This is a genomic window from Streptomyces sp. PA03-3a (assembly GCF_033792735.1).
In the GTDB taxonomy this organism is placed as follows: Bacteria; Actinomycetota; Actinomycetes; order Streptomycetales; family Streptomycetaceae; genus Actinacidiphila.
Window position 1 is genome coordinate 51873 of the sequence record NZ_JARAVM010000031.1, and the last position, 13062, is coordinate 64934.

The 13062-nt window shown below is 73.0% G+C and carries 14 protein-coding genes; 9 read left to right on the plus strand and 5 right to left on the minus strand.

The window, feature by feature from the left end:
* Positions 1–61: 61 nt before the first annotated feature.
* A complete protein-coding gene (locus PV342_RS31015; RefSeq protein WP_400802962.1) occupies positions 62–1858 on the minus strand; it encodes an AMP-dependent synthetase/ligase in 1797 nt (598 codons plus the stop codon).
* 283 nt (positions 1859–2141) lie between these two features.
* Between PV342_RS31015 and PV342_RS31020 the strand changes: the two genes are divergently transcribed.
* The 6 genes from PV342_RS31020 to PV342_RS31045 all read left to right on the plus strand — a co-directional run bounded on the left by PV342_RS31020 (position 2142) and on the right by PV342_RS31045 (position 7111).
* Positions 2142–2909 (plus strand): metallophosphoesterase family protein, encoded by a 768-nt coding sequence (locus tag PV342_RS31020; RefSeq protein ID WP_400802964.1) that lies wholly within the window; start codon positions 2142–2144, stop codon positions 2907–2909.
* Between the two features lie 97 nt (positions 2910–3006).
* A complete protein-coding gene (locus PV342_RS31025; protein WP_018557058.1) occupies positions 3007–3450 on the plus strand; it encodes an SRPBCC family protein in 444 nt (147 codons plus the stop codon).
* Between the two features lies 1 nt (position 3451).
* Positions 3452–4681 carry an ArsA family ATPase gene (locus PV342_RS31030; RefSeq protein ID WP_400802969.1) on the plus strand — a complete coding sequence of 410 codons (1230 nt, stop codon included), beginning with the start codon at positions 3452–3454 and terminating at the stop codon, positions 4679–4681.
* Between the two features lie 67 nt (positions 4682–4748).
* Positions 4749–5150: a DUF5304 family protein gene (locus PV342_RS31035; protein WP_018557060.1), complete on the plus strand. Its 402-nt coding sequence runs from the start codon at positions 4749–4751 to the stop codon at positions 5148–5150.
* Positions 5151–5255: 105 nt separating this feature from the next.
* The gene (locus PV342_RS31040; protein WP_018557061.1) at positions 5256–6197 is read left to right on the plus strand and encodes an ROK family glucokinase; all 942 of its coding nucleotides are present in this window, start codon (positions 5256–5258) and stop codon (positions 6195–6197) included.
* A 149-nt stretch (positions 6198–6346) separates the two neighbouring features.
* Positions 6347–7111 (plus strand): endonuclease/exonuclease/phosphatase family protein, encoded by a 765-nt coding sequence (locus PV342_RS31045; protein ID WP_400802972.1) that lies wholly within the window; start codon positions 6347–6349, stop codon positions 7109–7111.
* A gap of 6 nt (positions 7112–7117) precedes the next feature.
* Here the strand turns inward: PV342_RS31045 and PV342_RS31050 are convergent, their stop codons facing one another.
* The 4 genes from PV342_RS31050 to PV342_RS31065 all read right to left on the minus strand — a co-directional run bounded on the left by PV342_RS31050 (position 7118) and on the right by PV342_RS31065 (position 10204).
* The gene (locus tag PV342_RS31050) at positions 7118–8146 is read right to left on the minus strand and encodes a CU044_5270 family protein (protein WP_500319556.1); all 1029 of its coding nucleotides are present in this window, start codon (positions 8144–8146) and stop codon (positions 7118–7120) included.
* Positions 8143–8757, minus strand: a complete 615-nt coding sequence (locus tag PV342_RS31055) for an RNA polymerase sigma factor (protein ID WP_400802978.1) — start codon at positions 8755–8757, stop codon at positions 8143–8145. The genes PV342_RS31050 and PV342_RS31055 overlap by 4 nt, the downstream gene beginning before the upstream one ends.
* 96 nt (positions 8758–8853) lie before the next feature.
* Positions 8854–9426 (minus strand): hypothetical protein, encoded by a 573-nt coding sequence (locus PV342_RS31060; RefSeq protein WP_400802980.1) that lies wholly within the window; start codon positions 9424–9426, stop codon positions 8854–8856.
* Positions 9419–10204 (minus strand): alpha/beta hydrolase, encoded by a 786-nt coding sequence (locus PV342_RS31065; protein WP_500319558.1) that lies wholly within the window; start codon positions 10202–10204, stop codon positions 9419–9421. The genes PV342_RS31060 and PV342_RS31065 overlap by 8 nt, the downstream gene beginning before the upstream one ends.
* Before the next feature lie 127 nt (positions 10205–10331).
* Here PV342_RS31065 and PV342_RS31070 point away from each other — a divergent pair, with 127 nt between their 5' ends.
* The 3 genes from PV342_RS31070 (at position 10332) to PV342_RS31080 (ending at position 12989) form a co-directional block, all read left to right on the plus strand.
* Positions 10332–11045 carry a lysophospholipid acyltransferase family protein gene (locus PV342_RS31070; RefSeq protein ID WP_106434813.1) on the plus strand — a complete coding sequence of 238 codons (714 nt, stop codon included), beginning with the start codon at positions 10332–10334 and terminating at the stop codon, positions 11043–11045.
* A 112-nt stretch (positions 11046–11157) separates the two neighbouring features.
* The gene (macS, locus tag PV342_RS31075; protein ID WP_500319560.1) at positions 11158–12312 is read left to right on the plus strand and encodes a MacS family sensor histidine kinase; all 1155 of its coding nucleotides are present in this window, start codon (positions 11158–11160) and stop codon (positions 12310–12312) included.
* Between the two features lie 17 nt (positions 12313–12329).
* On the plus strand, positions 12330–12989 hold the full coding sequence (locus tag PV342_RS31080) for a response regulator (RefSeq protein ID WP_089221871.1): 660 nt from the start codon (positions 12330–12332) through the stop codon (positions 12987–12989).
* Positions 12990–13062 lie beyond the last annotated feature (73 nt).

Genomic DNA, 13062 nt, shown 5'->3' on the forward strand with positions numbered 1-13062 from the left:
GCCGTCCGCGCGAGGCGTACGGCGGCCACCGGCAACGAGGGTGGGGCCCGTCAGCGCGGGCTCACCCGCCGTAGATCGCGGCGATCTCGTCCGCGAAGTCCCGCAGCACCACATTGCGCTTGAGCTTCAGCGAGGGCGTCACGTGACCAGACTCCTCCGTGAACTGCGTCGCCAGGACGCGGAACTTCTTCACCGCCTCCGCCTTGGACACCGCGGCGTTGCCGTCGTCGACCGCCGACTGCACCTCGGCCAGCAGTTCGGGGTCCTCGCGCAGTTCCGCCACGCCGCGGCCGGACTTGCCGTGCTGCTCGGCCCAGCGGGGCAGGAACTCCTCGTCCAGGGTGACCAGCGCGCCGATGAAGGGCTTGCCGTCGCCGACCACCATGCACTCGGCGACCAGCGCGTGGGCGCGGATCCGGTCCTCGATCACGGCCGGGGCGACGTTCTTGCCGCCCGCGGTGACGATGATCTCCTTCTTGCGGCCGGTGATGGTGATGTAGCCGTCCTCGTCCAGCGTTCCGATGTCGCCGGTGTGGAACCAGCCGTCGGTGACGGCCTCGGCGGTGGCCGCCTCGTTGTTCCAGTACCCGGAGAACAGGTGCTCGCCGTGGAGCAGGACCTCGCCGTCGTCGGCGATGCGGACCGTGGAGCCGGGCAGCGGCTGGCCGACGGTGCCGATCTTGGTGCGGTCCCAGGGGTTGAAGGCGGTGGCCGCACAGGACTCGGTCAGGCCGTAGCCCTCCAGCACGGTGAAGCCGATGCCGCGGTAGAAGTGGCCCAGCCGCTCGCCCAGCGGCGCCCCGCCGGAGATCGAGTACTCGGCGCGGCCGCCGAGCACGGCGCGCAGCTTGCTGTAGACCAGCCGGTCGAAGACCTTGTGCTTGAACTTCAGGCCGAGCGCGGGACCGCTCGCCGAGTCCAGCGCGCGGCTGTACTCGATCGCCACGTCGGTGGCCTTGTCGAAGATCTTCCCCTTGCCGCCGGCCTGGGCCTTGGCGCGCGCGGAGTTGTAGACCTTCTCGAACACGCGCGGCACGCCCAGCAGCAGCGTCGGCCGGAAGGCGGCCAGTTCGTCGGTGAGGTTCTTGGTGTCGCTGACGTGCCCGAGCTTGATCGGTGCCATGACGGCGGCGACCTCGACCAGCCGGCCGAAGACGTGCGCGAGCGGCAGGAAGAGCAGTATCGAGGAGTCGCCGGTGCGGAAGAGCGGCTTCAGGCGCTCCACGACGTTGCCGCACTCGGCGAAGAACGCGCGGTGCGTGAGCACGCAGCCCTTGGGGCGGCCGGTGGTGCCCGAGGTGTAGACGATGGTGGCCGGGGAGTCCGCCCTGGCCCAGGCGCTGCGCTCGTCCAGCGTCGCCTCGGCGACGTCCGTGCCGGCCGCGCCGAGGGTCTTGACCGCGCCCGCCTCGATCCGCCACACGTGCTTGAGCTGCGGCAGGCGGTCGCGCACCGACTCCACCGACTTCTCGTGGGCCTCGTTCTCCACGACGGCCGCGACGGCGCCGGAGTCACCGAGGATCCACTCGATCTGCTCGGCAGAGGAGGTCTCGTAGACCGGCACGGTGACCGCGCCCGCGGTCCAGACGGCGAAGTCGAGGAGGGTCCACTCGTAGCGGGTGCGGGAGATCAGGGCCACCCGGTCGCCGGGCTGCACGCCCGAGGCGATCAGGCCCCTGGCGGCGGCGCGGACCTCGGCGAGGAAGGCCGTGGCGGTGACGTCCGCCCAGTCGCCGGCCGCGGTCTTCCGGGCGATGACGGGAACGTCGGGATGCTGCGCGGCGTTGCGCCGGATGAGATCCGTCAGGTTCCCGTCCGCGGGGACCTCATAGAGAGCCGGAAGGCTGAACTCGCGCAAACTGCTGCTCCTCATCGGCGCCGGCGGCGGTGCTGGCTGCGTCCACTGCATGGTTGAGCGTGGAACGGACGGCCTGGACGTTACCCACCGGTAAAGCTTCTGCGGTAGGGGGTGCCGTGTAGATGTTTTGTGTGTCACATCGTCGTCACACGCCGGATGCCCGCTGCGGCACAGTGCGGATCCACTGGTCGGAAGCCTAGTCGAGCCCCCCTGTGACCCGCAGGTAACCGGGGCCCCGGTGTGCCCTCCCCAACGCCGTCCGCCGCGTCCTAGAGTGATCGTCATGCGGGTCCATGTCGTCAGCGACGTCCACGGCGCCTCCGATGCCCTCGCCAGGGCCGGCGACGGCGCCGACGCGCTGATCTGCCTCGGCGACCTGATCCTCTTCCTCGACTACGCCGACCACTCGCGGGGCATCTTCCCCGACCTCTTCGGCACCGAGAACGCCTCCCGCATGGTCGGGCTGCGCACCGCGCTGCGCTGGGACGAGGCCCGCGCCCTCGACCGCGAGCTGTGGTCGGGGCTCGGCACCGACCGGCGCACCGCCATCGAGTCCGCCGTGCGCCGGCAGTACGCCGAGCTGTTCGCCGCCTTCCCCACCCCCACCTACGCCACCTACGGCAACGTCGACATCCCCGCGCTCTGGCCGGAGTACGCCCGGCCCGGCACCACGGTGCTCGACGGCACCACCATCGAGATCGGCGGCCTGGTCTTCGGCTTCGTCGGCGGCGGGTTGCGCACCCCCTACCGCACCCCGTACGAGATCGACGACGAGACGTACGCCGCCAAGGTGGAGGCCCTCGGCGAGGTCGACGTGCTCTGCTCGCACATCCCGCCCGCCGTCCCCGAGCTCTGCTACGACACCGTCGCCCGCCGCCTCGAACGCGGCAGCGAGGCCCTGCTCGACGCGATCCGCCGGGTGCGCCCCAAGTACGCGCTCTTCGGCCACGTCCACCAGCCGCTCGTGCCGCGGATGCGCCTGGGGTCGACCGAATGCGTCAACGTCGGCCACTTCAACTCCACCCGAACGCCCTGGGCGCTGCGGTGGTGACGGCCCCGGCGGTCTGCGGCCGCCCGACCAGGCGGTAGCCTTCACCGGCAGGCATACAACAGCAGGTACGACGCGACGTCCCGGAGGGGCCACGGCGATGGCGGAACACACCAGGTCGAGCATCACCATCGACGCGGCCCCGGCCGATGTCATGGGCGTCATCGCGGACTTCGCCCGGTACCCGGAGTGGACCGGCGAGGTGAAGGAGGCCGAGATCCTCTCCGCCGGCGCCGACGGCCGTGCCGAGCAGGTCCGGCTCCTCCTTGACGCGGGCGCCATCAAGGACGACCACACCCTCGCCTACACCTGGGCGGGCGACAACGAGGTCCGCTGGACGCTGGTCAAGTCCCAGATGCTGCGCACCCTGGACGGCGCCTACATCCTGGTCCCGCTGGAGGACGGCAAGCGCACCGAGGTCACCTACCAGCTGACCGTCGACGTCAAGATCCCGATGCTCGGCATGATCAAGCGCAAGGCCGAGAAGGTCATCATCGACCGCGCCCTCGCCGGCCTGAAGAAGCGCGTCGAGTCCCAGGGCTGACGTGCGGACGCTGCTGGTCACCGGCACGGGCGGCGCCGGGCGCACGACGGTCGCCGCCGCCACGGCCGTGGCCGCGGCCGCGCCCGGACGGCGCGTGCTGCTGCTCTCCGCCGACCGCGACGCCTCCCTCGACAGGGTGCTGGGCCCGGTGCCCGCCCCGGCCGGCGGCGGCGGTCCGCGGACGGACGAGGGGGCCGTGCCGCCCTTCGCCCCCGTCGCGTCCGTACCGGGTCTGTGGGCCGCGCGCATCGACGCGGCCGCCGCCTTCCGGGCCGACGCCGCGGCCGTCCAGCAGCGCCTGGGCTCCCTTCTCGACCTGCTCGGCGCGGCCCCGCTGGACCCCGAGGAACTGACCGAACTCCCCGGTGCGGACGCCTTCGCGCTGCTGCGCGCCCTGCGGGACACCGCCGGCGGCTGGGACCTCGTCGTCGTCGACCTGCCACCGGTCCACGACGCCCTCGCCGCGCTCGCGCTGCCCGCGCAACTGCGCCGCTACATCGCCCGGCTCGTCCCCCGGGAACGGCAGGCCGCCCGCGCCCTGCGGCCCGTCCTCGCCCAGCTCGCGGGCGTCCCCGCGCCCGGCGCCTGGGCCTACGAGGCCGCCGCCCGCGCCGACCGGGAACTGGCCGCCGCCCAGGCCGTGATCGAGGACGCCGCCACGACCGTACGGCTGGTCGTCGCCCCGGGCGCGCACGCCGCCGGCGCCGTGAGCCGGGCCCGCGCCGGACTGGCCCTGTACGGCCACCGCCTCGAGGCCGTCGTCGCCAACCGCCTGCTGCCCGACGGGTCCCCCGACCCCTGGCTGGCCGAACTGGCGGGACACCGCCGCAAGGAAGTGCGCGCCCTGCGCGCGGAACTCGCCGGCACCACCACCGCGCTCCACGAACTGCCCCACCTCGGCCGCGAACCCCGCGGCGCCGAGGACCTCGCCCGCCTCGCCGCGCAGCCGCCCGCCGACGCGCCCGAGGGGCCCGCCGCGCCGCCGTGGACCACCGAGGACCGGCTCGCCACCGAGGGCCACTTCCTCTGGCGGCTGCCGCTGCCGGGCGCGACACGCGACACCGTCGACCTCGTACGCCGCGGCGACGAACTCGTCGTCGACGCCGAGGGATACCGCCGCATCCTCCCGCTGCCCTCCGCGCTGCGCCGCTGCACCGTGGCCGGTGCGGCGCTCCGCGACGGCGCGCTGCAGGTCCGGTTCGCCCCGGATCCCGGTCTTTGGCCCCGCTGAGCGCTGAAAGCGCCGCCCCTGTTCGGGTACCGTCGTGGGTACCAAGCCGGAGCCTTACGGAGCCACCATGAGCGAATCAACGGACCGCGCGGGCCGCCCCGACGCCGATTCCGACGCCTGGGCCAAGGCGAGCGCGGAGGACATCGCCGCCGAGAACGCCCGCAGGCGGCAGCAGAGCGGCCAGACCCCCGGCAGCGCCGGCGAGGAGCTGCGACGTCTCGCGGAAGCCGTCACCGACCGATTGTCGATGCTTCGCACCCCCGCCGCGGAGATGGCGGCGCAGGGGCTGATCTCCCAGGTCAAACAGGCCGTGGAGCCGATCGTCGAACGCAACCCCGAGGTCTTCGACCACCTCGCCGCCGCGGGCGCCGAACTCCTGGCCGCCTACCGCGCCGCGGTGAGCGGGCAGGAACGCCGCTGGACCTCCGGCGGGGACACCCCGCCCAGCGAGCGCATCGACCTGGACTGAACGGCGCGACACGGACCCGGCACGGAACATCGGGCCCGAACAGGGCGCAGGCCGCCCTCCGGTACGGTTGGACGCAGCGGGGCTCGACCGAATACTGAGGGATACATGGGACTCACCATCGGCGTCGACATCGGCGGCACCAAGATCGCGGCCGGCGTGGTCGACGAGGAAGGCTCGATTCTCGAAATCGTCAAAGTGCCGACCCCGCAGACCTCCGAGGGCGTCGTCGACGCCATCGCGACAGCGGTGCACGACGTCAGTGCCGGCCACACGGTCGAGGCCGTCGGCATCGGCGCCGCCGGCTATGTCGACGACAAGCGCGCCACCGTGCTCTTCGCGCCCAACATCCGCTGGCGGCACGAGCCGCTGAAGGACAAGGTCGAGCAGCGCGTCGGACTGCCCGTCGTCGTCGAGAACGACGCCAACGCCGCCGCCTGGGGCGAGTACCGATTCGGTGCCGGCCAGGGCCACGACGACGTCATCTGCATCACCCTGGGAACCGGGCTCGGCGGCGGCATCATCATCGGCAACAAGCTGCGCCGCGGCCGCTTCGGTGTGGCAGGGGAGTTCGGCCACATCCGCATGGTGCCGGACGGCCTGCTGTGCGGCTGCGGCAGCCAGGGCTGCTGGGAGCAGTACGCCTCCGGCCGGGCACTGGTGCGCTACGCCAAGCAGCGGGCCGTCGCCCAACCGGAGAACGCCACCCTGCTGCTGTCGCTCGGCGACGGCACGCCCGAGGGCATCCAGGGCCAGCACATCAGCCGCGCCGCGCGCGACGGGGACAAGGTCGCCGTCGACTCCTTCCGCGAGCTCGCCCGCTGGGCCGGAGCCGGACTCGCCGACCTGGCCTCGCTCTTCGACCCCTCCGCCTTCATCGTCGGCGGCGGGGTCTCCGACGAGGGCGAACTCGTCCTCGAACCCATCCGGAAGTCCTTCCGCCGCTGGCTGGTCGGCGGCCAGTACCGGCCGCACGCCCAGGTCCTCGCCGCGCAGCTCGGCGGCAAGGCCGGTCTCGTCGGCGCGGCCGACCTCGCCCGCCAGGGCTAGTACCCGGCCCTGCGGCCGCCCGTACGGCACCGGTGCCCCCGTCACTCCACGCACAGGAGTGACGGGGGCACCGCCTTTCCCGGCCGGGTACGCCCGCCCCGTGCGACCGTGTCCGCCCCGCGTGAACGCGCCGCCGCTACAGTGACCCCGTGAGCGAAGGCCGATCGCCGGAGCTGCCGGCGTCCCGTACGGAGCCGGACGGCTCCGCCGTCGTCCGCGTGCTGAGCTACAACATCCGCTCGATGCGCGACGACACCGCCGCGCTCGCCCGGGTGATCCGCGCCTGCGACCCCGACCTGGCGCTGATCCAGGAGGCACCGCGCTTCTTCCGCTGGCGCAAGGCCGTCGCCCGCCTCGCCCGGGCCTCGGGGCTGGTCGCCGTCACCGGCGGGGCCACCGCCACCGGCCCCCTCGTGCTGTCCTCCCTGCGGGTGCACGTCGAACGCGCCGAGGACGTCCTGCTGCCCCGCACACCCGGCCTGCACCGGCGCGGCTTCGCCACCGCCGTCGTGCGCGTCGGCGGCGCCCGCCTGTCCGTCGTCAGCTGCCACCTCTCGCTCCAGGCGCGCGAACGCTACGACCAGGGCGGCATGCTGCTGGACCGGCTCGCCGCGATGGGCGAGCCGTACGCGGTCGTCGGCGGCGACCTCAACGACCGCCCCCACGGCCGCACGTTCCGCCGTCTCGCCGACGACCTGCAGGACGCCTGGGCGGCCCGGCCGTGGGGCGGTGAGTACACCTCCACCCCGCAGGACCCGCACCAGCGGATCGACGCGATCTTCACGACCCCGGGCGTCGAGGTCCTCGGCTGCGGGGTCCCGCACGGCCTGCCCGGCGTCACCGCCCACGACCTGAGGGCGGCCACGGACCACCTCCCGGTCCTGGCCGCCCTCAGGGTGCCCGCGTCCGCCTGACGGCGGTCAGGGGCGCTGTTTCGCACGGTCGGTGATCGCCCAGCGGTCGAGAGAGGAGAACTGGGCGAAGGTCCGGCTTCCGGAGGTGCGGACGTCCTTGAAACCGAGGAACTCGTACGTCTCGGCGTCGAAGACGAAGTTGCTGCCGAAGCCGCCGCGGGCCTCCGCCGGATCGTCGAAGACGATCGCCACGCCGGTCCTGCCCTTGGCGTCCTTCTGACCCGGGACGGCCTTGACCCCCGGGATCAGCGACAGTGCCTCGAACGCCGCCGGCCTCAGGCCGATCGGCATGACCGGTACGAGCTTCAGCAGGCCCGCGAGGCCGAACTCGATCTCGGACCACTCCAGGGGGGTGAGCCGGTCCATCGGGCTCCTGCGGTGCGCCAACCGGCTCTGTACCGCCATGATCAGCTTCTCGGGATCGGTCGGCAGCTTCCTGAGCACCGTCCAGTCCTGGGGCGGCCAGACGGACACCGATTCGACGTGCGGGTCGTCCAGGACGGCGGCGTCCTTGTCCGGGTCGCTCCACCAGCCCCTGCCGAGTTCCATGATCCACGAAGGCCGGGAGTCGTCGACGGACCGCCAGTTCTCGTCGACGTACGTCTTGACCCGGCCGGTGCCCTGCTCGGTCTCCTTGATGATCTCCCTGGTGTAGATGAACTGGTCGTCGCGGGGCGCCGCGACCCGCCCCTTCTCGTTCCGCCGCTCGCGCGCGGCCGCGCCGCTGAGGACGGTCGCCGCGCTGACGGCACGCATCCGCGGCGCGTCCTCCCGCTCCGGCTTCGCCTCCCGGACCGCGACCAGCGTCACCGCGCCCGCGGCCGCCGCTGCTGCGCCCGTCACCGCCAGGCGCAGCAGCGGGCGACGGCCCAGTACGGGGGAGGCGGGACGGGTGGCGGGTGCGGAGTTCACGACGGTGAACAGGTGGGCGCGGGCGCGCTGACGCGCCTGGTCGGTCAGGGGGGCGGCGCCCGCGTCCCACTCCCTCAGGGCGGCGAGGTCGTGGGCCCCGCCGGGCTCGTGCAGCTCGTTCATGACCGGGAGTCCTCTCGGAAGGCTGTCGGATCGGAACCGCCCAACGCCTCGCGCACCTTGCTGCGAGCCCGGCTGAGCCGTGACCTGACCGTTCCCACGGGCACCCCCAGCGCCTGCGCCGCCTCCTCGTAGCTGAGGTCGGCCCAGGCCACCAGCAGCAGCACGTCCCGGTTGCGGGCCGGGATCCGGGCCAGCGCACCGGCCAGCTCACGGCGTACGCCCTGGGCGCTGACCCGCGCGGTCACCCGTTCCGCGAGAGCCTCGTCCCGGCCGCCCCCGTCGTCCGCGGGCGGCAGCTTGGCGAGCGCCCGGAAGCGCCGCGCCTCGGCGCGACGGTGCCGGCCGACGAGGTTGGTGGCGATGCCGAACAGCCACGGGCGGGCGTCGCCGCGCCCGATGTCGTAGCGGTGGCGCTGCTGGAAGGCGATGACGAAGGTGTCCGCCATCAGGTCGTCCGCCGCCTCCGTGCCGAGCCGGCGCGCCGCGTAGCGGTGCACCGGCCCGGCGTGGCGGTCGAACAGTACGGCGAAGGTCTCGGGCTCGTCCCAGGACCGTTCGATCACCGAGGCGTCACTGTCCTGCCCCACCCTGACGCCTGGTTCCACGGTCACCGGGGCTCCTCTCGTCCATACGACACTCCGAAGACTTGGGCTTTCACCCGTACTTCGCCGTATCGCGGATCCGGGTTCCACGACCCGGGGAGCCCGTCAGACGACGGCGCCGCCGCCCGGCAGGTCGTCGTCCTCGTCGCCGCCCGGACGCATGCGTGTCACCAGGGTGGCGAAGCCGCCGAGGAAGCCGCCTATGCCGACGGTGAGGGCCCACCACGGCATCGGCTCCTGGAAGAGGACGAATCCGAAGATCAGCAGCGGCCCGCCCACCGCGGCGAGCCAGGCGAACTTGGTCGTCACGTCCGCCTCCGGGAGCGGCGGCGGCTCCGGCGGCTCGTAGTGGCCCTCGTCGGCGTCCTCGTCCAGTTCGTAGTCACGGGGACCGGACAGCACGGGATGCAGGATGATGCGCGTCGCGTCCGGCGCCGAAGGCACCGCGGACGGGTCCGCCGCCGTCTCGTTCCCCTCGCGCTCGCCGTCCGACCCGCCCTCGCCGTCCCGCTCCGCCGCCGGGACGTCCTCGGCCGCCGGCCAGGAACCCGTTCCGGGCTCGGGGTCCTTCCCGTACGCCGCGACGAGCTCGGCCCACGCCGACTCCTCGTCCAGCGGCGCGCGTTCCGGCTCGCCGCCCTCGGGCACCTGACGCTCCTCCTCCTCGGGCTCAGCCACTGGCCGCGTCCTCCTTGTCCGCTCGCTCTCCCGCACCCGAGAGCCGCTCCACGAAGGCGTACGACTGCTCGAAGACCGTCTCCGCGTCGTGGTCGAGGGTCGCCACGTGGTAACTGCGCTCCAGCACCGTCTCCGTGACGTCCGTCGACGACACCCGGCTCAGCACCACCGCCGAGTTCGACGGGTGCACCACGTGGTCGACACGGCTGTGCAGCAGCAGGAGCGGCTGCGTCACCTGCGGCAGCCCGTGCCGTACCAACTTCCAGAAACGGCTCAGCGAGTGCACCGCCCGCAGCGGGGTGCGGTCGTAGCCGACCTCCTTCGAGCCCTCCTTGGCGATGTCGCTGGTGATGCCCGGCACCGAGGGGACGAAGTGGCGCAGCAGGGGGACGGCCTTCAGCTGGTGGCTGTCGGCCTTCACCGAGGGGTTGACCAGGGCGATGCCGCTGACCGCGGCGCCGTGCTGGGCGGCCAGCCGCAGGGTCAGGGCCCCGCCCATCGACATTCCGAAGACAAACACGTGGTCACAGCGCTCGGACAGCGCGCGGAATTCCCGGTCGACCTCCGCGTACCAGTCCTCCCAGCCCGTCAGCTGCATGTCCTGCCAGCGCGTGCCGTGCCCCGGCAGCAGCGGTACGGACACGGTCAGGCCCCGCTCGGCGAGGTACTCGGCCCAGGGCCGCATGGACTGCGGTGTGCCGGTGAAACCGTGGCACAGCAGGACGCCGACCTCACCGCCGTCCTGGCGGTAGGGCTCGGCTCCGGGCATCAGCGGCACCGTACGTCTCCTGTTCGGTGGAATGCGCGAAAAGCGATACCTCACAGTACGCGGACGGCCGACACCGGGGGAGAGCACCGGCGGATCTGGCGTTAAGGTCTTCCCGTCAGACACAGGAGGTCATCGGTTGTTGTACGGCGTGATGAAGATCGCCATCGGCCACCCCCTGCGAGCCGCGTTCCGGCCGTGGGTGGAGGGCCTCGAGCACATCCCCAAACAGGGACCGGCGATCCTGGCGAGCAACCACCTGTCCTTCTCGGACTCGTTCTTCCTGCCCGCCGTGCTCGACCGCAAGGTCACCTTCATCGCCAAGGCCGAGTACTTCACCACGCCGGGCATCAAGGGCAAGCTCACCGCCGCCTTCTTCAAGGGCGTCGGCCAGCTCCCCGTGGACCGCTCCGGCGCTCGCGGCGCCGGTGAGGCGGCGATCAACAGCGGGATAAAGGTCATCGAGGCCGGCGAGCTCTTCGGCATCTACCCCGAGGGCACCCGCTCGCCCGACGGCCGGCTCTACCGCGGCAAGCCCGGCGGCCTGGCCCGCATCGCGCTCGCCACCGGCGCGCCCGTGATCCCGGTCGCCATGATCGACACGGAGAAGATCCAGCCGCCCGGCCAGGTGATGCCCAAGCTGATGCGCCCCGGCATCCGGATCGGCAAGCCGCTGGACTTCAGCCGCTACATGGGCATGGAGCACGACCGGTTCATCCTGCGCTCGGTCACCGACGAGGTGATGTACGAGATCATGAAGCTCTCCGGCCAGGAGTACGTGGACATCTACGCGACCGCCGCCAAGCGGCAGATCGCCGAGGCGGCGAAGAAGCAGCAGCACGGCGGGTCCTAGCCGGACACGCCCGGGGGAAACAGGGGGACGGCCCATGGCCGGGGAGAGGACGGGCGCGGCCGGGGGGAGAACCGGAGGGCCGCCCGCGGCGCGGCCGGCGCGCGTCACCCGCATGTCGGTCGAGCAGCCGCTGTGGCGCGCCCTCACCGGCTACCGGGTGCTGACCGCCGCGTACGCCATCGGGCTCTACGCCGTCGCCTACCACGAGCACGCACACCCCCTGGCGGGCGCGGCCTACATGGCGGTGCTCGCCGTGTGGACGCTGGCCACGGTCGGCAAGGTGAGCTCGCCCCAGCGCTGCACCCGCCCCTTCCTCATCGCCGACCTCGGCGTCGCCCTCACCGGCATCCTCATCACCCCGCTCGTCGAGTCGCACCAGCGCATCGTCGACGGCGGCCCCACCCTGCCGTCGATCTGGACGGCCGGCTCCGTGCTCGCCTTCGCCATCAAGGGCGGCTGGCGCTGGGCCGCCGCCGCCTCCTGCCTCGTCGGCGGCGCCAACATCGTGGAACGCGGCTCCCCGGCCCGCGACACCCTCCACAACGTGCTGCTGGTCGCCATCGCCAGCATCGCCATCGGGTACGTCGTCGAGGTCGCCCGCGCCAGCGAGCGCACCCTCGCCCGCGCCCTGCAGATCGAGGCCGCCACCCGGGAGCGGGAGCGGCTGGCCCGCGACATCCACGACAACGTGCTGCAGGTGCTCGCCATGGTGCAGCGGCGCGGGGCCGAGATCGGCGGTGAGGCCGAGGCCCTCGGCCGGATGGCGGGCGAGCAGGAGGCCGCCCTGCGCACCCTGGTCATCGACGGCGCCGCCGCCCTGCCGTCCCCCCGCGGCGGCAAGGACGCAGGCGCCGAAGTCGACGCCGGGCAGGACGCGGACGCGCCCCGCGACCTGCGCGCGCTGCTCACCCCGTACGGCAGCGCCCGGGTCACCGTCTCCGCCCCCGGCACCCCGGTCGTCGTCCCCGGCCGCGCCGCCCGCGAACTCGCCGCCGCCGTGGGCGCCGCCCTGGAGAACGTCCACCGGCACGCCGGCGAGGACGCGCACGCCTGGATCCTGGTCGAGGACGAACCCGATGCCGTGCTGGTCAGCGTCCGCGACGACGGCCCCGGCATCCCCGAGGGGCGCCTGTCGGCCGCCGAGGCCGAGGGCAGGCTCGGGGTCGCCCAGTCCATCCGCGGCCGCCTCCGGGACCTCGGCGGCACGGCGGAACTGGTGTCGGTGCCCGGGCAGGGGACAGAAGTCGAGTTGAGGCTCGCCAAATGAGGGAGGAGATTGGGGTCATGGCCGTGAAGGTGATGGTGGTCGACGACCACCCGATGTGGCGGGACGCGGTCGCCCGCGACCTCACCGAGGCCGGATACGTGGTGGTCGCCACCGCCGGTGACGGTCCGGAGGCGGTCCGGCGGGCCAAGGCGGCCATGCCCGAGGTGCTCGTCCTCGACCTCAACCTCCCCGGTCTGTCCGGCGTCCAGGTCTGCAAGGACGTCATCGCCGACAACCCGGCCCTGCGGGTGCTGGTGCTCTCCGCCAGCGGTGAGCACGCGGACGTCCTGGAGGCCGTGAAGTCCGGCGCCACCGGCTACCTGCTGAAGTCCGCCGGCCGCGAGGAACTCCTCGACGCCGTCCGGCGCACCGCCGTCGGCGACCCCGTCTTCACCCCCGGCCTGGCCGGCCTGGTCCTCGGCGAGTACCGCCGCCTCGCCTCCGACCCCGCCCCCGCCGCGTCCGACACCCCGGAGGCGCCCCGGCTCACCGACCGCGAGACCGAGGTCCTGCGGCTCGTCGCCAAGGGACTCAGCTACAAGCAGATCGCCGAGCGGCTGGTGATCTCCCACCGCACCGTCCAGAACCACGTCCAGAACACCCTCGGCAAGCTCCAGCTCCACAACCGCGTGGAGCTCGTCCGCTACGCGATCGAACGAGGCCTGGACGAGGAGTAGCGCCGCCATCGGTCCGGGGGCGCCCGCACCCACGCCGCACGCCGCCCGGAAGGGTGAAATCGGCGGGCCAACA